Origin of the sequence: Paucibacter sp. DJ2R-2, assembly GCF_025717675.1 — a bacterium.
GTDB lineage: Bacteria > Pseudomonadota > Gammaproteobacteria > Burkholderiales > Burkholderiaceae_C > Paucibacter_A.
Map to the genome: position 1 here is coordinate 57,921 of NZ_JAJIRT010000005.1, position 19,633 is coordinate 77,553.

Here is a 19,633-nt window from a genome sequence, read left to right on the forward strand (position 1 = left end):
ACGATGGCGACTCTTGATAAGTTTGATCGGCAGATTCTGGGCCTGATGCAGCAGGACTGCCGGCAGAGCGCGGAGCAGATCGCCGACCGTGTCGGCCTGTCGGCGACGGCGGTGCAGCGCCGCATCAAACGCCTGCGCGAGACCGGTGTGATCCAAGCGGAGGTGGCGCTGGTCGACGCGCAGGCGGTGGGCCTTGGCGTCAGCGTGCTGGTCGAGGTTGAACTGGCCGAAGCCAGCCGTGAGGCGGTGATCGATGGCTTCAAGCGCCGCATGGTCGCGCGGCCGGAGGTGCAGCAGTGCTTGTATGTGGCCGGCGCCAGCGACTTCGTGCTCTTGATTGCCGCGGCCGATTTGGCGTCCTTCGAACGCTTGACCCGTGAGCTGTTCTTTGACGACCCCAACATCAAAAAGTTTCGCAGCACCTTTGTGCTTGAAAGTGCCAAGCTGGGCCTGGCTCTGCCCTTGGCCGTTTGAGTTTGCGGTTTGTCGGCGCGAGGGCCGTCGAAAACGCCGCCGGGCGACGCCGCTGCCTGCCGACACTGAGGGCTTTGGCAGATCGAGCCCCCCATGAACAGCCCCGCCCGCTACGAAATCCTGGATCCCCGTTTTGAAGACTGCATTCGCCTGAGTGCCCAGCTGGAGCAACTCCACACGGGCAACCGTTGGTGCGAGGGCCCGGCCTGGTTTCCCGCCCACCGCTCTCTGGTCTGGAGTGATATTCCCAACGAACGCATGTTGCGCCTGGACGAGGCCTCGAACGCGGTCAGTGTGTTTCGCCAGCCCTCGGGCTACAGCAATGGCAATACGGTGGACCGGGAAGGGCGCCTCATCAGCTGCGAGCATGGCGGGCGCCGTGTGCTGCGCACCGAGCATGACGGCAGCTTGACCGTGCTGGCCGAGCGCTACCAAGGTCGCCGGCTCAACAGCCCCAACGATGTGGTGGTCAAGTCCGACGGCACGGTCTGGTTCACCGACCCCAACTACGGCATCACGTCGAACTATGAGGGGGTCAAGGCCGAGCAGGAATTGCCGGGCTGCTATGTCTACCGGCTGGACCCCCGCAGCGGCGAGCTCACAGTGGTGGCCGATGATTTCGTCAGCCCCAACGGCCTGGCGTTCTCGCCCGATGAGCGCCATCTCTACATCGCCGACACCGGGCTCGACTGCGGCACCATGCGGCGCTTTTCCGTGGGGGAGGGCGGGGTGCTGTCCGGCGGCGAGGTGTTCATCCGCTGCCAAACCGGCTTTTATGACGGCTTTCGTTTTGACGAGGAGGGCCGGCTCTGGACCAGTGCCGGCAGCGCCATTCACTGCCACCTGCCTGACGGAACGCTGATCGGGCGCATCCTCATGCCCGAGCGTGTGGCCAATCTGGTGTTCGGGGGCCCCAAGCGCAACCGACTCTTCATCTGCGCCAGCAGCTCGCTCTATGCGCTCTTGCTCGCGGTCAGTGGCGCCAAAACCTTTTGAGGGCGAGGCCCGTCGGGCGCGCGCTGGCAATTCCGGCCCGCGCGGTGTCGCGGGCGAACTTCAGACCTTCAGGACTTCAGTTTCGCCTTGAGGCGGGCCAGGCCGAGTTTCAGCTGGTCGCCGGTCTGTTGGGCTTGGCTCAACAGTTGCTCTTGGCTGGGCAGGCGCTCGCTGGCCCAGGCCGTCGCTTGAGCCGCGGCCTCGGCGGCCGCCAGACCCAGCTGCTCGGCCGTCTGGCCGGCCTTGCTGGCTCCGACTTTCAAGCGCTGTGTGGATTGCTCGGCCGCCTCGCGCAGCTGTTCGGCCGTGGGCAGGCGCTCGGCGGTCCAGTCGGCCGCCTCCAGGGTGGCGCGTTTGACCTGCTCGGCCGCTTCGCCGGCCTTGGTCTTGGCCGTGGCCCAAGACGCGGCCAGTTCGCTGGCAGGCGCCGCCCGCAAGGTCTGCGACACGCGGGCTAGGGCCAGGCTTTCTTCGTTGGAGAGCGGACCGGCGGCTTCCAGCATCTGGGCCAGAAAGGCGATCAGCTCTTCCACCATGACTTTCTGATTGCAGTCGGGGTTGGCATGCAGCAGGTCGGAGAGGTCTTTTGCCAAAACCTCCAACGGCGCCTCGGCAAGCTCAGACTCGACAGCGCCGATGGCGGCGTCGATAAAGCGCGGGTCCAGCCCCCATTCATCGACCAGGTGCTGGCGCAGAAACGCACGCTCGGCCGCTTCAATCTCGCCGTCGACCATGGCCAAACTCAAGCTTAGCGGCGCGATCAGATCGAACAGGGCCAGGCCCAAGGTGTCCAGCGGCGTGTTGAGAAACTTCGGAATCTCGATCACGCGGCTGCCCTTGCTGTGGCCCAGCCAGCGATAGATGCCGTAGCAGGCACCGCCCGAGGCCAGAGCCGCGAAGGCCACCCAGCCGACCGGTGTGGCGGCGGCGCCAATGCCCATGGCGCCCATCAGCCCGCTGGGCGCAAAAAAAGTCGAAGCCACCAGGCTGGACTTGGCAATTGCAGCGCCCGCGCCCGCAGCGCCCAGCACATCCCAGACCTCGCGCGCACGGTTGACCATGCGCAGCGAGGCGTAGGCGTCTTCGCCGATGGCCAGCTTGGCCTTGAATCGCAGCGGCTCGGCCACCACGCGTTCCACGCCTGAAAAACGCGTCAGATCATGGGCGACGTTGTGGGTCTGATCGGCTGTCACGGTGCGGCGCTCCCTTCAAGCAGTGGGAGCGCAAGCGTAACCGAGCGGCCTGTGACCCGGCAATCGCAGGGGCAAGGCTGCCGTTCGGCGCCCGCGCCCTGGTCGCACTTACATGCTCCGCCGGTACTGCCCGCCCACCTCGAACAGCGCCGAGGTGATCTGGCCCAGGGAGCAGACGCGCACGGCGTCCATCAGCACTTCGAAGACGTTCTTGTTGTCGATCACGGCCTGCTGCAGGCGCTGCAGCTGGGTGGCGCTGTCGCCGGCATGGCTGTGGTGGAAATCGCGCAGGCGGTGCAGCTGGCTTTGCTTTTCTTCTTCGGTCGAGCGGGCCAGTTCAATGCTTTCCGGCGCGTGGTCGCCGTGCGGATTGCGGAAGGTGTTGACGCCGATGATGGGGTACTCGCCGGTGTGCTTGAGCATCTCGTAGTGCATGCTCTCTTCCTGGATCTTGCTGCGCTGGTAGCCGGTCTCCATGGCGCCCAGCACGCCGCCGCGTTCGGCGATCTTCTCGAACTCGCTCAGCACGGCTTCTTCCAGCAGCTCGGTCAGCTCTTCGATGATGAAGGCGCCTTGGCTTGGGTTCTCGTTCTTGGCCAGGCCCCACTCGCGGTTGATGATCAACTGGATGGCCATGGCGCGGCGCACAGACTCTTCGGTCGGCGTGGTGATGGCCTCGTCAAACGCATTGGTGTGCAGGCTGTTGCAGTTGTCGTAGATGGCGATCAGGGCCTGCAGCGTGGTGCGGATGTCGTTGAACTGGATCTCCTGCGCGTGCAGGGAGCGGCCCGAAGTCTGGATGTGGTACTTCAGCTTCTGGCTGCGCTCATTGGCGCCGTATTTGTCGCGCATGGCCACGGCCCAGATGCGGCGGGCGACACGGCCGAGCACGGTGTACTCGGGGTCCATGCCGTTGCTGAAGAAGAAGCTCAGGTTGGGCGCGAAGTCATCGATGTGCATGCCGCGCGCCAGATAGGCTTCCACAAAGGTGAAACCGTTGGAGAGCGTCAGCGCGAGCTGGCTGATCGGGTTGGCGCCGGCCTCGGCGATGTGATAACCGCTGATCGAGACGGAGTAGAAATTGCGCACATTGTGGTGCACGAAGTACTCGGCGATGTCGCCCATCACCTTGAGCGAGAACTCGGTCGAGAAGATGCAGGTGTTCTGGCCCTGGTCTTCCTTCAGGATGTCGGCCTGCACCGTGCCGCGCACATTGGCCAGCACCCAGTCCTTGATCTTGGCGGCCTCGTCGGCGGTGGGCTCGCGGCCGTTGTCCTGGCGGAATTTGGTCAGGTTCTGGTCGATGGCCGTGTTCATGAACATGGCCAGAATCGTCGGCGCCGGGCCGTTGATGGTCATGGACACGGAGGTCGTGGGGCTGCACAGGTCGAAGCCGTCGTACAGCACCTTCATATCGTCCAGCGTCGCGATGCTGACGCCGGAGTTGCCGACCTTGCCGTAGATGTCCGGCCGCGGTGCCGGGTCGGCGCCGTAGAGCGTGACCGAGTCAAACGCGGTGGACAGGCGCTTGGCCGGCATGCCTTCGGACACCAGCTTGAAGCGGCGATTCGTGCGGAAGGCATCGCCCTCGCCGGCGAACATGCGGGTCGGGTCCTCGCCCTCACGCTTGAAGGCGAACACGCCGGCGGTGTAGGGGAAGCTGCCCGGCACGTTTTCCAGCAGCAGCCACTTGAGCAGCTCGCCATGGCACTCGTAGTGCGGCAGCACGACCTTGCGGATCTTGGTGCCCGAGAGGCTGGTGTGAACGAGGTTGGTGCGGATCTCCTTGTCGCGGATCTTCACCACGTACTCGTCGCCGGCGTAAGCCTTTTGCATATCGGGCCATTGCTTGAGCAGCTGGCGGGCGCCGCCTTCCATCTGCGCTTCGCGGGCCTCGGCCAGCTCGCCCAGGGCGGTGCGGGCGCCGTTCTTTTCGGGGTTGGCTTCCAGCAGCATGCGTGAGCTGCCCCAGAGCTGCTGAATCTCGCGCGCCAGCGTGGCCTGCTGGCGGGCGCGCTTTTTGTAGCCGCGCACGGTGTCAGCAATTTCGGCCAGATAACGCACACGCGCAGCGGGCACCACCGGCGTCTGGTGGGTGCTGTGGCGGGTGGCGACCAGGGGCAGGCGGCCTTCTTGCAGCTGCAGGCCCAGCTCGGCCAGGCGAGGCTTCATGGCCTGGTAGAGGGCGGTGACGCCGTCGTCGTTGAAGCGGCTGGCCATGGTGCCGAAGACCGGCATCTGGTCCGGCGCGGTGGTCCAGGCTTCCTTGTTGCGCTGCACCTGCTTGGCGACATCGCGGATCGCGTCCAGCGCGCCCTTGCGGTCGAATTTGTTGATGGCCACGAACTCGGCGAAGTCCAGCATGTCGATCTTCTCGAGCTGGCTGGCGGCGCCGAACTCGGGCGTCATCACATACATGGGCACGTCCACATGCGGCACGATGGCCGCATCGCCCTGGCCGATGCCCGAGGTCTCGACCACGATCAGGTCGAAGCCGGCCACCTTGGCGGCGGCAATCGCGTCGGGCAGGGCAGGGGAGATTTCGCTGCCGAAGTCACGGGTGGCGAGGCTGCGCATGAACACTCTTTGACCTTGGCTCCACGGACCAATCGCGTTCATGCGAATGCGGTCGCCGAGCAAGGCGCCACCGCTCTTGCGGCGCGAGGGGTCGATGGAAATGACGGCCACGCGCAGGCGGTCGCTCTGGTCCAGGCGCAGGCGGCGGATCAGCTCGTCGGTCAGGCTGCTCTTGCCGGCGCCACCGGTGCCGGTGATGCCCAGCACGGGCACCTGGATGCTCTTGGCGGCGGCTTGCAGCTCGGCCACCAGGTTCGCATCGGCCTTGTCGTTTTCCAGCGCGGTGATCAGCTGGGCCAGGGCGCGCCAGGCGGCTTCGCTGTGGCCTTGCAGGGCGCTCAGGGCGCTGGGGGCGTAGACGCTGAAGTCCTGGTCGGCCTTCATCACCATCTCGCCGATCATGCCTTGCAGGCCCATGCGCTGGCCGTCTTCGGGGCTGAAGATGCGCACGCCGTGGGCGGCCAGATCGCGGATCTCGGCCGGCACGATCACGCCGCCGCCGCCGCCGAAGACCTGGATGTGTTCGCCGCCGCGTGCTTTCAGCAGCTCGACCATGTATTTGAAGTACTCGACATGGCCGCCCTGGTAGGAGCTGATGGCGATGCCTTGCGCGTCTTCCTGCAGCGCAGCGGTGACCACCTCGTCGACCGAGCGGTTGTGGCCCAGGTGGATCACCTCGGCGCCCATGCCTTGCAGGATGCGGCGCATGATGTTGATGGCCGCATCGTGGCCGTCGAAGAGGCTGGCGGCCGTCACAAAGCGCACCTTGTTCGTCGGGCGGTAATTGGCCAGGGCTTTGTTTTCGGCGGACAAATCGGTCATGGCGAGTCTCCTGCGGGCTGTGCGGTGGCGAAGCCCGGTTCTATCAGCAAAGGTGGGCGGATTCTAGGTGTTGATTGACGTTTACGTAAACGTCATTGGCCGCGAAGGCTGGGTTCGTCCTTGCACCTCCTTGTACCTCCTTGCGCTCTCGGGTGAGCTTCGTCAAGTCTGCCCAAGCCCGGCGATCTCGCCTAGCATCCAGCGCTGCCCGTCCTGACTTTCACCCCCGCCCGCCACGGCCGCCCTGTGCTGTCGCGGGCCGAACCAGGAGATTGCTGTGCCCCGTCCCTCCCTCGCCAACAAGCATCGTCTTCTTGCCACGGGGGCTGCGGCCACCTGGCTTTGCTCCGTGTTGCTGGCGGCTGCGCTGCCGGCCACGCCCTTGCGCGCCGCTGAGGCGCCGGCTGCCGCCGCGGCGGCAAGCCAACAGACCGCCACCGGCCACACCTTCAGCCCCCCCGAGGGCTTTGTGCTCAAGAACGAAGGCCGGCTCAGCTTGATGACCGCGCCCGAGGGCGATGCCACTCTGGCTATTGCCGACCTGGCCGAGGCCAAGGATGCCGACAGCGCCGTCGCCCAGGCCTGGGCCCTGTTCAAGCCCGGCTTCAAGCGCAGTCTGCGCTTGGCCACGCCGCGCCCGCCGCGCCACGGCTGGGAGGAGCAGCGGGTCTATGACTACGAAACCTCGCCCAACGAGCGCCTGGTGCTGCAGGCCATGGCGCGGCGCGCTGGCAGCCGCTGGGTGGTGCTGATGTTGGAGGGCTCGGAGGCCACCATCGAAAAACGCGGCTCCCCCATCAACCAGACCTTCTCCAGCCTGCGCCCGCAGGGCTACCAGCGAGAGAGCTTTGTTGGCCGCAAGCCGCTGCCGCTGACGCCGGAGCGCATCGCCGCGCTCAAGGCCTTTCTGGCCCAGGGCATGAAGGCGCTCGATGTGCCGGGCGTGGGCTTCAGCCTGATCGATGGCAACAAGGTGGTGTTCGAAGGTGGCTTGGGCGTGCGGGCCATGGGCTCGACCAAGCCAGTCGATGCCGACACGGTCTTCATGGCCGCCTCCAACACCAAGGCCATGACCACGGCCTTGCTGGCCCAGGCCGTGGATGCCGGCCGCCTGCGCTGGGATCAACCGGCCGCCCAGGCTTTCCCTGGCTTCAAGCTGGCCGACCCAGGCGTGACCCAGCAGGTGCTGATCAAACACCTGGTCTGCGCCTGCACCGGCATGCCGCGCCAGGACCTGGAATGGCTGTTCGGTGAAGTGAAGGCGCCGGCCAGCTCCACCTTCGACCAGCTCAGCCTGATGAAGCCGACCAGCCAGTTTGGCGAGGTGTTTCAGTACAGCAATTTGATGGTGGCGGCCGGTGGCTACATCGCGGCTTCTGCCTTCGCGCCGGGCCAGGATGTCGGTCTCGCTTACGACCGCCTGATGCGCGACAAGCTCTTCGGCCCGCTGGGCATGAAGAACACCACCTTCGACTTCGCCCAGGCATTGCGCGGCAACCATGCCGAGCCGCATGGTGACGACCTGATGGGCCGCACCCGCCCGGCGCGCATGGACCTGAACTACACCATCGTGCCGGCCCGGCCGGCCGGCGCCGTGTGGACCAGCCCGCGCGATTTCAGCCGCTATGTGCTGATGGAGCTGGGCCAGGGCCGCACGCCCGAGGGCCAGATCCTGATCAGCGAGCCCAACTGGCGTGCCCGTTATGCGCCGCAAGTCATGGTGGGCGAAGACATTCACTACGGCATGGGTTTGATGATTGACCGCCAGCAAGGCGTCACCGTGGTGCGCCACGGCGGTGACATGATCGGCTTTCACAGCGATATGTTCTGGCTGCCCGATTTTGGCATCGGCGGCACCATCCTGACCAACTCCGATTCCGGCGTGCTGCTGCGCGGCCCCTTCCTGCGCAAGCTGCTGGAGATCGTGTTCGAGGGCAAGCCCGAGGCCGACGAGCGCCTGCGCCTGGCGGCCCTGAATCGCCATGCCGAGGCCAAGCGGGCGCGCGAACTGCTGACCTTGCCCGTGCCCAAGGCCAGCATGGAAGCCTTGAACGCCGGCTATGTCAGCAAGGAGCTGGGGCCGATCCAAGTGGGCAAGAAAGGCGGCAAGCTGGACTTCCGCTTCCAGCATTGGCACAGCGAAGTGGCTCTGCGCAAGGCCGAGGACGGCACCCAGTCCTTCATGACCATTGACCCAGGCATCGGCGGCATCGAGTTCGTGCTCGGCGCGGCCAAGCCCGCTGGCGGCGCTCGCGCGGCGGCGCCGCTGATCTTGCGCGATGCCCAGCACGAGTACGAGTTCGCCCCGGCTTGCGGCCGCTGGAAGCAAGACGACAGCGGCGCCTGGACGGCGGCGGCCTGCGGGCGCTGAAGCTCGGCCGCAGCCTGGCCGCGACAGGGTTTGGCCTGCTTGTTCGTTTCGGGCTTGACCCTGACGCAAGGGTAGGCTTCATCATCCAGCCTGACTCGCATGGGGCGAGCCGTTTGGAGATGCAAAGCAGGCCATGAACGAGCAGAACAGCAACAACTACAACTACAGCGTGGGTGAGCTGGCCCAGCGCAGCGGGCTGACCGTTCGCGCCTTGCACCATTATGAAAAGCTGGGGCTTTTGCTCCCCTCGGCACGCAGCGAGGCCGGTTACCGGCTGTACAGCGAGGCCGATGTGTTGCGTCTGCACCGGCTGTTGGCATGGCGCCAGACCGGCATGGCCTTGAAGGACATCGGGCCCTTGCTGGACAGTGAAAGCCCGGCGCTGCGCGAGGTGCTGGCGCGCCAGGTGGCGGCTTTGCAGGCGCAGATGCTGCAGCAACAGCAGCTGCTCGATGCGCTGCAGCATGTCGCCCGTCAGGCGGAAGGGCAGGGCGCGGGTGCGGATACCGAACCGAGCTTGATCGAACACCTGTTGTTCGCCATGTCCATGATGCGCGTGCAGGACAAGTACTTCAGCGCTGAGGACCGCCTGGTGCTGGCGCAGCAGAAGGCGCAAATGGGGCCCGAACGCGTGCTCGCGGCCGAGGCCGAGTGGCCGGCCCTGATTCGAAGCGTGCAGCAGGAAATGGCGCGAGGCACACCGTCTGGCAGTCCGCGTGTGCGCACCCTGGCGCAGCGCTGGATGGCCCTGACCCAGCAGTTCGTGGGTGACAGCCCGACGCTGCGCAGCAAGGTCACGACCATGTATGCGCAGGAGCCCGACCTGCAACGCCTCACCGGCGTGACGCCTGAGTTGATCGGCTACTTGCGTCAGGCCGTGGCCGCTTCCGGCGATGCAGCAGCCGCCGGCGAGGCGCAAGCATGAGTGCCGCGAACGACGTCAAGGCCGCGCCGGCTGCCGACCCGCGCCGCGCCCTGTTCGCCAATGCCAACTTCCGCTGGCTGCTGGGCGGTGGATTTTTGTCCATGTTGGGCGATCAGTTCACCTTGCTGGCCTTGCCCTGGCTGGTGCTGCAACTCAGCAGCGACCCGCTGGTGCTGGGCACTGTGCTGGCGCTGGCCAGCCTGCCGCGCGCGGTCTTCATCCTGATCGGCGGTGCCATCGTCGACCGCTACTCCTCGCAAGCCGTGCTGCAGCTGAGCAAATGGGCCAATGCCCTGCTGCTGGGCGCGCTGGCGGCCATGGTGGCTTCGGGCACGGTCAGTCTCCAGGCCGTGTATGCGATCAGCCTGCTGATCGGCCTGGCCACGGCCTTCAGCTATCCCGCCGGCAGCTCCATCCTGCCTCAGGCGCTGCCGCCGGCCCTGTTGCAGCCGGCCAATGGCCTGCTGATGGCCTTGCGCCAGCTCTCTGCCTTGCTGGGGCCGGTCACGGCGGGCCTGCTGATCGCGGGCCAGGCCTCGGGGCTCGACGCCAGCGCAGCGCCTGGGCGCAGCGGCCTGGCCTGGGCCTTTGCGCTCGATGCCCTGAGCTTTGTGCTGTCCAGCTGGACCCTCAGCCGCGTGCGCCTGCTGCCGCGCACGGCGCCCCTGGCCGATGCTCAGTCGGTGCTGCAAGCCGTGGCCGAGGCCTTGCGCTGGTGCTGGCGCGATGTCGAGTTGCGCAGCCTCTGCCTCTACTTTGCGGCGGTGTCCTTTTTCGTCGCTGGACCCTTGCAGGTGGCGCTGCCGGTGTTGGCCAAGAACCAGCTGCCGGAGGGGGCCGCGGGCTTGGGCCTGCTGCTCACAGTGCATGGTGTGGGCAGCCTGATCGGCATGGCCATCGCCGGCCTGCGGCCCAACTGGCGTCTGTCCACGCTGGGCGGCACGGTGCTCTTGATCGACACCGTGGCCGCGCTGGTCTTCATGCCTTTCGGCCACATCCACGCCAGCTGGCAGGGGGCCGCTTTGCTCTTGCCCTTGGGAGTCTTGGGCGGCCTGGTGCAGGTGGCGGTGTTCAGCTGGATGCAGCAGCGCGTGCCGCCGGCCATGCTGGGCCGGGCCATGAGTGTGTTCATGTTCATCTTCATGGGCGTGGCGCCTTTGGCTGCTGCTTTGGCTGGTGCTGCGCTGCGGTTCTTGGCCGTGGCCGATCTCTTCACGGCTGCGGGCGTCTGCTTGCTGCTGATCGTGCTTCTCGGCCTCTGGCTGACGCCGATCCGGCGCATCGCCTACTTGGTGCCGGCGGAACCGCGAGCCGGCGTTTGAAGGCTGGAGCGATCGGCAGGGCTGCGCAAGCTGCGATGATGGGCGCACCTCATTTCTTATCAAGCGAGAGCGCTCTGACCATGAACTCCAAGTTCCAATTTCTGGCTTCTTCGACCGCACTGGCCTTGAGCCTGAGCTTGGCCCTTCAGCCGGCCCGGGCCGCCGAAGAGCCGGCCAAGCCGGCGGTCAAGAAGGTCGTCAAAAAGGCCGCAGACAGCAAGAAGGCCGCAGCCGTCGCCGCCACCGGCGCGGCCGCAGCGGCTGCCACTGCTGCTGCTGCTGCAGCATCGGCAGCGGCACCTGTAGCGGCGCCGGCCCCGGTGCTCACCGCTTCAGGCCTGCGTTATGAAGAGCTTCGCACTGGCACCGGCGCCCATCCGACGGCAGCCGACAAGGTGCGCGTGCATTACGTCGGCACTTTTCTCGATGGCCGCGAATTCGACAGCTCGATCAAGCGCGGCACGCCGGCCGAGTTCCCGCTGGGTCGTGTGATCAAGTGCTGGACCGAAGGCGTGCAGCTGATGAAGGTCGGCGGCAAAGCTCGCTTGCATTGCCCCTCGGCGTTGGCCTACGGTGAGCGCGGCGCCGGCGGCGGCGTGATCCCGCCGAACAGCGACCTGCAGTTTGAGGTCGAGCTGCTGGATATCGTGGCGCCTTGATCGTGGTCGGGGGCGGCTGGATTCGGCACAGAGCCGTCGTTCGCTGAGATTTGAATACGAACGCAGAGTGCGCGGAGGTTCGCAGAGATCGCAGAGAGAGAAGAAGAGCGAGGATTGTGTTCTCAGCGTCCTCTGCGGTCCTCTGCGAACTCTGCGTGCTGAAGCTTCTCCGCGAACGACGGCTCCGTGCCGATTGCAGCCCCGGCCAACACAGCCATAAATTCGCCTCAGCGCAGCTTCACCGGCGTCAGGTTGTCATCCGAGTTGCGGTCGATGCGCAGGTTGTACGGGTCCACGCCGACGAAGCTGGGCAGGCGGTCCAACAGCAAGTGGATCTGCTGTGAGCCCGACTTGAGCCGCTGGCGTTCCATCTTCAACACCGAGTTGCGCTGGAATTCCGGCTTGCCGGGCTCTGCGGTGAAGGCGCCGATGTCGAAGGCTTCGTCGAGCACAGCCTCGGTCTCTTTGCCCTTGCCGTCGGCGTAGACCTTGCGAGCGTCGACCCGGAAGCTGACTTCATAGCGGCCATCACTGCGCTTCGTGGCCGTCGCTTCGCTGGCCTTGAGGTCGAACAGGGTGATGCGTTCGAACAGGTCCTGGATCAAGGCTTCATGCTGGGGCCCGGCCTCGGCGCGCAGCAGGCGCAGGAAGTCGCGGCTGTCGGCATAGGGCGCGCCCTTGAAGCCGAATTCTTGGATCAGCTTGCGCATCGCCCGGTTGACGGGCGCTTCGCCGACCAGCTCCTTGAGTGAATACATGACCACCGCGCCTTTGCGGTAGTGGATGTAAGCCTGGTTCTCCACCCGGGCCAGGGGCAACTCTTCGATCAGCTCGTTGCCGCGCTCGCGCAGATAGCGGTCCAGCTCGAACTTGAGGAACTGGCGGATCTGTTCCTTGCCGTAGAGCTTCTCCATCACCAGCATGGCCGAGTACTGGGCGAAGGATTCGGTCAGCAGGGTCATGCCTTGCTTGTCGGCGCCATTGACCTGGTGGCCCCACCACTGGTGCGCCATCTCGTGGGCGGTGACAAAGCTGCCCAGGTCGATCTTGTGCTCGGCGTCGTTCTTGAAGTTCTGGATGAAGCCGATGCTTTCCGAGAATGGCACCGTGCCGGCAAAAGCCTGGGCAAAGCGCTCGTAGGCCGGGAACTCGATGATGCGGGCGTGGCGGAAGGGATAGGGGCCGAACTGTTGGCTGAATACCTCCAGCGAGGCCTTCATGCCGTCAAGCATGCGCTGCACATTGGCCACATGCTCCGGATGATAGAACACCTGCAGCTGGACGGCTCGGCCATCCGGCCCGGTCCAGCTGGATTCCTTGAGCGCATAACGGGCCGATTGCAGGGAGAAGAAATGCGCAATCGGCACCTCGCTGCGCGTCACCAAGGTGCGGCGGCCGTCGTGGCTCTGGTCGCTGACCGTCATGCCCGGGGCCACTGGCGTCTGGTCGGCGTCGGTGCTGAAGCTGATCTCGGCATTGACGAAGTCGCTGTCGCGGCGCAGGTAGTTGTGGGCATTGGCGCTGTCGTCTTCCAGCAGCGGCGGCCGCATGTCTGGCACCAAGCCATGCTTGCGGCGCTTGCTGCGGTCTTGCAGCAGCACGCTTTGAGGCACGCCCAGCTGCGGGCTGATGCTGGCGTTGTTGAGGAAGCTGCCGTTGGCGACGATGCGGGTCAGCGGGTCATGGTTGACAAAGCCGCGCTCTTCTAGGCGTGTGGCAAAGCGAAGCTGGCGGCGCTCGCCGGCCTGCATGGGCGTGCTCAGCTTGTAGATGCGGTGGTGGAACTGCGGGTAGTCTTTTTCAAGCACGGCACCGTCGAGTTCCAGCGTTCGCATCTGCAGCGCCTGCGGCCATTGCACATGGATGCGGTCCAGCGCCTTTCCGCTGCGGTTCTCCAGCTCGTAGCGACCTTCGGTGTCGGCGCGGGTCTCCCGGGGGAAAAGCTCGACCTTGAGCTTCACATCGGTGATGGTCGGCTGGGGCCGCGAGGCAAAGGCCCAGAGCGCTTTTTCGTAGTCGGCGGCCAGGCGCTCGGCATCGTCCTTGGTCGCGTAGCGGTTCAGCACATTGCTGTTGTAGAAGATCCAGGCGCCGCTGCCCAGCCAGGCCAGGCAGGCGGCGGCCAGCAGCAGCCCTGCAGGGCCGGCCAGGCGTTGGCGCAGCTGGGCCAGACGCGGGCGCAGCCGGGTCTCCACGCCACGGCGCCACATCAGGTGGCTGGCCACCAGCAGCATCAGGCCGAAGGCCAGCCAGTAGGCTTGGTGCCAGGCGCGGGCGATCCAGAAGCGGCCCATGGCGTTCATATCGGACAAGGGCACGTTCGCCGTGTCCGCATAGTTGTAGAGCTTGTGCTCCAGGCCCAGGCTGGACATCACCATGCTGGAGACCATGAAGACCAGCATCACCGCCCAGCCGACAAACTTGTGCGGCACCAGGGCCTGGACAAAGATCGCCAGAATGGCCAGCAGCAGCATGGTGACCAGGCCCGGCAGCACCAGCCAGAGCAGGTAGGCATCGATTTGTAGATGGGTGTAGCCATGGGCCAGCTGGAAGCCCATGCCGGTCAGCATGGCCACCAGGTAGCAGCCCAGCAGCACGCCGGTGATGGCCAGCACCTTGGGTGCCAGAAAGGCCCAGTTCGGCGCCGCGCTGGCGTCGATGATCTCGTGCATGCGGCGCTCGCGGTCGCGCCAGACCAGCTCGCCGGCGTAGTAGATCGCCACCAGCATGGGGATCAGGCTGAAGCTGCCGGCCAGGGCCTCGACCACGCTGCGCGTGACCGGAAAGTAGTCGATGCCGCGCTCGGTGACGGTCATCATCAGAGACGCCAAGGCATTGGCCACGCCCATGGCCAACAGCACGAAGAAGGCCGGGCTCTTGAAGACGAAACGCATGTCAAAGCGCGCCAGGGCCCAGAACTGGGCGCGGCTGGCGGCCGCACCGTGGCGCGGCGCCGCGAGCGGCTTGGCGGCTGGCGCGGCAGCCTCGGCCTGCGTCTGGCTTGCGGGCTTGAGCCGTGCGGCGCGCGGCTCGAAGCTGAAGCCGCGATAGGCCAGGCCGAACAGCAGCGCCGACACACCGAGCCAGATCAGGCGGTTCTGCAGCAGCAGACCCTCAAATGGCGGCAGCAGGCTGTTGCGGTCGGCGGTGGTCCAGTACTTGGTGACTCGGCCCAGGGTGCTCAGGGCAAAAGGGTCGCTGAGCGAGGCCGCCGCATCGAGGCTGGGGTCGCGCAGCAAGGCACGCGAGGCGCCGTAAAGCACCAGCAGGGCGACCGCGCCGACATAGCTCCACATCATTGAGCGCGTCAGCGTCGCCAAGGCGAACAGCGCCGTGCCGGCCAGCAGCAGGCTGGGCAGGCCGATCACCAGCTGGGCATAGAGATAGTGCTGCAGCACGAAGGGACCGAGCTGTTCCGCATCGAGCCAGGGCATCTGCGAGCCGATGGCAATCGCCAGGGGCACGGCCAGGGTGACCAGAAAGGCCACGCCCATGGCGCCGAGGAAGCGGCCGACCAGGTAGTCGAACTTGCTGACCCGAGTGGCGCGCAGCAGGGCGGCGAAGCCGAACTCCTCATCGCGGATCACCACATTGGCGACGAAGGCGCAGACCACGAACAGCGCCATCATGTGCATGAGGGCCACGGTCATCAAGATGGCGTGCGGCGCATTCAGATGGGTGCTGCCCTTGGGGCCGCCGATCTGGATGTCGGGCGAGGTGATGGCGCCGAAGCTGAGCAGAAAGAAGATCACGAAGCTCAGCACGAACAGGGGCGAGCGCAGCTGGTAGCGTGCCTCGAAGGCGGCGATGTGTTTCATCATCATCATGATGGCCGTCCTCAGGCGCCGGCGCGCTGGCGCGAAGCCGTCAAGGTGGCGAAGTACAGGTCCTCCAGATCGGCGCTGACCGGCTCGAAGCCCGCCTCGGGTGCGGCGTCGGCCAGCACATGGATGACGGTGTCGCCGCCGCGCAGGCGGTGCGAGATCAGCTGGTGCTCCATCTGCATGCGCGGCAGCTCGGCCGCGCTGACGCGGCGGCGCCAGACCCGACCGGCCAGGCTGCGCATCAGCTCCTGCGGCGCGCCGCTCAGGACGATGCGGCCGCCGGACAGGATGGCCATGCGTGGGCACAGGTCGGCCACATCCTCGACGATGTGGGTGGACAGGATCACCACCACCTGTTCGCCGATGGCGGCCAGCAGATTGTTGAAGCGGTTGCGCTCCTCGGGGTCCAGGCCGGCCGTCGGTTCGTCGACGATGATCAAGCGCGGCTGGCCGATCAAGGCCTGGGCCACGCCGAAGCGCTGGCGCATGCCGCCCGAAAAGCCGGCCACGGCCTTCTTGCGCACGCCCCAGAGGTTGACCTGGGCCAGCAGGGTCTCGACCGTCTCGCGCCGCTCGGCCTTGTCGCTCATGCCCTTGAGCACGGCCAGGTGGTCCAGCAGCTCCAGCGCCGACACGCGCGGGTAGACGCCGAAGTCCTGCGGCAAGTAGCCCAGGGTGGCGCGCAGGCGCTCGGGCTGCTGGATGACATCGATGTCATCGAAGCGGATGCGGCCGGCGCTCGGTGTTTGCAGCGTGGCGATGCAGCGCATCAGCGAGGACTTGCCGGCGCCGTTGGGGCCGAGCAGGCCGAACATGCCGGTGGGGATGTCGAGATTCACATCGTCGAGTGCGACGGTGCCATTGGGGTAGGTGTGGCTCAGGGCCCGGATTTGCAGCATGGTCTTCCTTGGAGCGGCGGAGGCGCCGGCGATGGCATGACGAAGAGGGTTGGGCGCAGTGTGGCGGCCCGTGCCTGCCGCGGCCAGCGGCTTGCGAGCAGGCGGCGAATCCGCGGGATGAACTGCAGAGCGCCGTCCATGGGCACGATGCTTGCAAGCGCTCGTTCATCCAAGCCGCAGCCATGTCCATCGATTCCACCGCACCCTTGACCTCCCCGCCGACGGATGAACCCGGCGCCCCCCTGCCCGAGCTGGGCTTGCGCGTGCTCCTCATTGATGACGGCGCCCACCGCGTGCAACTGATCCGCGAGGAACTGGTGCGGCGCGGCTGCGAGGTGGTCGGCGTGATCGAACAGGCCACCCTGATCCATGACTGCGTGCTGCGGCTCAAGCCCGATGTCGTCATCGTCGACAGCGAATCGCCGACCCGCGACACCCTGGAAAACCTGGCCACGCTCTCGGCCCAGCTGCCGCACCCGGTGGTGATGTTCTCGGAGGACGCCAGCAGCGCACCCATGCACCGGGCCTTGAAGGCCGGGGTCAGTGCCTATGTGGTGGCCGGCCTGCAGCCGGAGCGCCTGGCCTCGGTGCTGCAGGTGGCGATCGCCCGCTTCGAGCAAGACCTGGCCCTGCGCCAGGAGCTGAGCCGGGCTCAAGCCCAGCTCAGCGCGCGCAAGGGTATCGAGCGCGCCAAGGGCATTCTGATGAGCGAGCTGGGCCTGGACGAGGACGCTGCCTACAAGCGCCTGCGCCGCCTGGCCATGGACCGCGGCCAGGCCTTGGCCGAGGTGGCCGAGCGCATCATCGACGCGCAATCGCTGCTGCGGCCAGGCTGAGCTGGCGGCCACCCTTTGGGGCGCGCTCGCACCAATGTGGCGTGAAGAGGCCGCGCTCTGCCTTCGAAACGTGCACATGGCGCCGTTCCCTCCGGGCAAAGGCTGCTGGCACGAGTTCTGCTAGATACGGACTGCGGGCCTGCAACGGCGCAGGCCCGCGACACGTACGAATTTTGTATTCACGAACGTAGGAACCGCAGGCTGCACCGCCTGCAGGTCCCGGACAAAGGCGTCCGATCCATGTCCCCAAACCGCTCCCTTCATCGGGGTCGGGCTTGCGGCGGATCGCGACGCCTTTTTTCGTTTCCTTTTTTCTTTCTACATGTTCATTCAGTGACGGAGCCAGACCATGCGATTCGGCAAACCCCGCCAGCAGCCACAGAGCGCCCCCAGACCTGCCGCTGCGCGTCAGGCCCCCCGACGGGGGCAAGCAAATTCGGGAGCGGCCCTTCACTTGCTTGAGAAGACGCAGGCGCAGCAACACCCCGGCGACGCAGCCCAAAGCGCCACCGCAACAGGAGTCGGTTTGATGAGTGAAGACAGACGCAAGCTGCTGGTCAGCGGCGCGGCCGCGGCCGTCGGTACGGCGGGCAGCGGCCTGAGCATCCAGGCCTGGGCCGCCGGCTCCGACAAGCCCGAGAAAGAGGAGGTGCGCATCGGCTTCATTCCGCTGACCGATTGCGCCTCGGTGGTGATGGCCTCGGTGCTGGGTTTTGACAAGAAGTACGGCGTGCGCATCGTCGCCAGCAAGGAAGCCTCCTGGGCCGGCGTGCGCGACAAGCTGGTCAATGGCGAGTTGGACATGGCGCATGCGCTCTACGGCCTGGTCTACGGCGTTCACCTGGGCGTGGCGGGCCCGAAGAAAGACATGGCCGTGCTGATGACGCTGAACCAGAACGGCCAGGCCATCACTTTGTCGCGCAAGCTCGCCGACAAGGGCGCGGTCGATGGCGCCTCGCTGTCCAAGCTGATGGCGGCCGAGAAGCGCGGCCCCGATGACGCACGCACCTTTGCTCAGACCTTCCCGACCGGCACCCACGCCATGTGGCTGTATTACTGGATGGCGGCGCACGGCATCCATCCGCTGAAGGAGGCCAAGGTCATCACCGTGCCGCCGCCGCAGATGGTGGCCAATATGCGCGCCTCGGCCATGGACGGCTTCTGTGTCGGCGAACCCTGGAACCACCGCGCCATCATGGACGGCATCGGCATCACGGCTGCGACCACCCAGGAGATCTGGACCGACCATCCGGAGAAGGTGCTGGCCTGCAGCGGCGACTTTGCCCGCAAGTACCCGAACACGGCGCGTGCCGTCATCATGGCCGTGCTGGAAGCCAGCCGCTGGATCGATGCCAGCCTCAGCAACAAGCTGAAGATGGCCGAGACCATCGCCGAGAAGTCCTATGTCAACACCGGCGTGGACGCGATCAACCAGCGCATCCTGGGTCGCTACCAAAACGGCCTGGGCAAGACTTGGGACGACCCCAACCACATGAAGTTCTTCCGCGATGGGGCGGTCAACTTCCCCTACCTCAGCGACGGCATGTGGTTCCTGACCCAGCACAAGCGCTGGGGCCTGATCAAGGAGCATCCGGACTATCTGGACGTCGCTCGCCAGATCAACCAAGTCGCGCTCTACCGCGAGGCGGCCGGGGCCTTGAAGATCAACACGCCCAAGGACGTGATGCGCAGCGCCAAGCTGATTGACGGTGTGGTCTGGGATGGCCGGGACCCGGCCCGTTATGCCGACGGTTTCAAGATCAAGGCCTGAGCCTTGATCTGATCCCTGATCCCTTTCTTTTCTGCGATCAACCCGGAGGACCATGCCATGGTCAGCGCTGTCTTTCATTCACCCGGCGAGCTGCTCGCCGACGCCCCGCCGGCCGCCCCCGCACTTGCGGCCCCGGCAGCCCCGGCGGCCGCTGCGGCGCCGGCCAAGGCCGCACCGCGCCCCGGCGTCGACGGCCGCGAACTGGCGCTGCGTCTGCTGCCGCCTCTGCTGGGCCTGGCCCTGCTGCTGGGTTTCTGGGCTCTGGCCACGCAGAAGGCGGGCGGGCCCTTCCCAACGCCGCTGGCCACCTTCGAGGCCGCCGTCAAACTCTTCTCCGACCCCTTCTACAGCCGCGGCCCCAATGACCAGGGCATAGGCTGGAACATCTTGTTCTCGCTGCAGCGGGTGGCGCTGGGCTTTGGTTTGGCCGCAGCGGTGGGCATACCGCTGGGCTTTGTGATCGGGCGCTTCCAGTTTGCCCAGCGCATGGTGGCGCCGCTGATCAGCCTGCTCAAGCCGGTCTCGCCTCTGGCCTGGTTGCCGATCGGCCTGCTGGTCTTCCAGAGCGCCAACCCGGCCGCGATCTGGACCATCTTCATCTGCTCGATCTGGCCCATGGTGGTCAACACCGCCGCCGGCGTGCAGCGGGTGCCGGAGGACTATCTGAACGTGGCCCGGGTGCTCAAGCTGTCCGAGTGGCGGGTGTTCACGCAGATCCTGTTCCCGGCCGTGCTGCCCCATGTGTTGACCGGCGTGCGCCTGTCGGTGGGCACGGCCTGGTTGGTCATCGTCGCGGCCGAGATGCTGACCGGCGGCGTCGGCATTGGCTTCTGGGTCTGGGACGAGTGGAACAACCTCAATGTCAAACACATCATCGTCGCCATCTTTGTCATTGGCATCGTCGGCCTGGCCCTGGAATGGGCGCTGATGGCTGTGGCCCGCCGCTTCAGTTTCGAGGAGTGAG

General features: G+C 66.2%; 13 protein-coding genes. 9 read left to right on the forward strand and 4 right to left on the reverse strand.

All coding sequences use genetic code 11. From position 1 onward, the window contains the following. The first annotated feature begins 3 nt into the window (after positions 1-3). Together LNV28_RS13660 and LNV28_RS13665 are read left to right on the forward strand one after the other, a co-directional pair. Positions 4-474 carry an Lrp/AsnC family transcriptional regulator gene (locus LNV28_RS13660; RefSeq protein ID WP_263519133.1) on the forward strand — a complete coding sequence of 157 codons (471 nt, stop codon included), beginning with the start codon at positions 4-6 and terminating at the stop codon, positions 472-474. A gap of 93 nt (positions 475-567) precedes the next feature. Continuing rightward, on the forward strand, positions 568-1,470 hold the full coding sequence (locus tag LNV28_RS13665; protein ID WP_263519132.1) for an SMP-30/gluconolactonase/LRE family protein: 903 nt from the start codon (positions 568-570) through the stop codon (positions 1,468-1,470). A 68-nt stretch (positions 1,471-1,538) separates the two neighbouring features. Here the strand turns inward: LNV28_RS13665 and LNV28_RS13670 are convergent, their stop codons facing one another. Together LNV28_RS13670 and icmF are read right to left on the reverse strand one after the other, a co-directional pair. Further along, entirely contained in the window at positions 1,539-2,663 is a 1,125-nt protein-coding gene (locus tag LNV28_RS13670) for a TerB family tellurite resistance protein (RefSeq protein WP_263519131.1), read from the reverse strand. Between the two features lie 108 nt (positions 2,664-2,771). After that, complete coding sequence (gene icmF / locus LNV28_RS13675) at positions 2,772-6,062, reverse strand: fused isobutyryl-CoA mutase/GTPase IcmF (protein WP_263519130.1); 3,291 nt, start codon at positions 6,060-6,062, stop codon at positions 2,772-2,774. Between the two features lie 277 nt (positions 6,063-6,339). Between icmF and LNV28_RS13680 the strand changes: the two genes are divergently transcribed. The 4 genes from LNV28_RS13680 (at position 6,340) to LNV28_RS13695 (ending at position 11,339) form a co-directional block, all read left to right on the forward strand. Further along, positions 6,340-8,433 carry a serine hydrolase domain-containing protein gene (locus tag LNV28_RS13680; RefSeq protein WP_263519129.1) on the forward strand — a complete coding sequence of 698 codons (2,094 nt, stop codon included), beginning with the start codon at positions 6,340-6,342 and terminating at the stop codon, positions 8,431-8,433. Positions 8,434-8,566: 133 nt separating this feature from the next. After that, the gene (locus LNV28_RS13685; RefSeq protein WP_263519128.1) at positions 8,567-9,358 is read left to right on the forward strand and encodes a MerR family transcriptional regulator; all 792 of its coding nucleotides are present in this window, start codon (positions 8,567-8,569) and stop codon (positions 9,356-9,358) included. Next, positions 9,355-10,680: an MFS transporter gene (locus LNV28_RS13690; protein WP_263519127.1), complete on the forward strand. Its 1,326-nt coding sequence runs from the start codon at positions 9,355-9,357 to the stop codon at positions 10,678-10,680. Before LNV28_RS13685 ends, LNV28_RS13690 begins: the two co-directional genes overlap by 4 nt. A 137-nt stretch (positions 10,681-10,817) precedes the next feature. Further along, entirely contained in the window at positions 10,818-11,339 is a 522-nt protein-coding gene (locus tag LNV28_RS13695) for an FKBP-type peptidyl-prolyl cis-trans isomerase (protein ID WP_411969980.1), read from the forward strand. 227 nt (positions 11,340-11,566) lie between these two features. Here the strand turns inward: LNV28_RS13695 and LNV28_RS13700 are convergent, their stop codons facing one another. Beyond that, on the reverse strand, positions 11,567-15,166 hold the full coding sequence (locus LNV28_RS13700) for an ABC transporter permease/M1 family aminopeptidase (protein WP_263519126.1): 3,600 nt from the start codon (positions 15,164-15,166) through the stop codon (positions 11,567-11,569). Between the two features lie 11 nt (positions 15,167-15,177). Further along, on the reverse strand, positions 15,178-16,062 hold the full coding sequence (locus LNV28_RS13705) for an ABC transporter ATP-binding protein (RefSeq protein ID WP_263519125.1): 885 nt from the start codon (positions 16,060-16,062) through the stop codon (positions 15,178-15,180). A gap of 182 nt (positions 16,063-16,244) precedes the next feature. On the opposite strand from LNV28_RS13705, the gene LNV28_RS13710 reads away from it, so the two are divergent. The 3 genes from LNV28_RS13710 (at position 16,245) to ntrB (ending at position 19,632) form a co-directional block, all read left to right on the forward strand. After that, positions 16,245-16,898 (forward strand): ANTAR domain-containing response regulator, encoded by a 654-nt coding sequence (locus LNV28_RS13710; protein WP_263519124.1) that lies wholly within the window; start codon positions 16,245-16,247, stop codon positions 16,896-16,898. Between the two features lie 529 nt (positions 16,899-17,427). Then, on the forward strand, positions 17,428-18,669 hold the full coding sequence (locus LNV28_RS13715) for a CmpA/NrtA family ABC transporter substrate-binding protein (protein ID WP_263519123.1): 1,242 nt from the start codon (positions 17,428-17,430) through the stop codon (positions 18,667-18,669). A 57-nt stretch (positions 18,670-18,726) separates the two neighbouring features. After that, on the forward strand, positions 18,727-19,632 hold the full coding sequence (ntrB, locus tag LNV28_RS13720; RefSeq protein ID WP_263519122.1) for a nitrate ABC transporter permease: 906 nt from the start codon (positions 18,727-18,729) through the stop codon (positions 19,630-19,632). Position 19,633 lies beyond the last annotated feature (1 nt).

What these genes read in the sequence shown, in the direction of transcription:
- LNV28_RS13660 (WP_263519133.1), top strand. Translation starts at nt 4, where the DNA reads ATGGCGACTCTTGATAAGTTTGATCGGCAGATTCTGGGCCTGATGCAG.
- LNV28_RS13665 (WP_263519132.1), top strand. Translation starts at nt 568, where the DNA reads ATGAACAGCCCCGCCCGCTACGAAATCCTGGATCCCCGTTTTGAAGAC.
- icmF (WP_263519130.1), bottom strand. Translation starts at nt 6,062, where the DNA reads ATGACCGATTTGTCCGCCGAAAACAAAGCCCTGGCCAATTACCGCCCG.
- LNV28_RS13685 (WP_263519128.1), top strand. Translation starts at nt 8,567, where the DNA reads ATGAACGAGCAGAACAGCAACAACTACAACTACAGCGTGGGTGAGCTG.
- LNV28_RS13690 (WP_263519127.1), top strand. Translation starts at nt 9,355, where the DNA reads ATGAGTGCCGCGAACGACGTCAAGGCCGCGCCGGCTGCCGACCCGCGC.
- LNV28_RS13700 (WP_263519126.1), bottom strand. Translation starts at nt 15,166, where the DNA reads ATGATGATGATGAAACACATCGCCGCCTTCGAGGCACGCTACCAGCTG.
- LNV28_RS13705 (WP_263519125.1), bottom strand. Translation starts at nt 16,062, where the DNA reads ATGCTGCAAATCCGGGCCCTGAGCCACACCTACCCCAATGGCACCGTC.
- LNV28_RS13710 (WP_263519124.1), top strand. Translation starts at nt 16,245, where the DNA reads ATGTCCATCGATTCCACCGCACCCTTGACCTCCCCGCCGACGGATGAA.
- LNV28_RS13715 (WP_263519123.1), top strand. Translation starts at nt 17,428, where the DNA reads ATGAGTGAAGACAGACGCAAGCTGCTGGTCAGCGGCGCGGCCGCGGCC.
- ntrB (WP_263519122.1), top strand. Translation starts at nt 18,727, where the DNA reads ATGGTCAGCGCTGTCTTTCATTCACCCGGCGAGCTGCTCGCCGACGCC.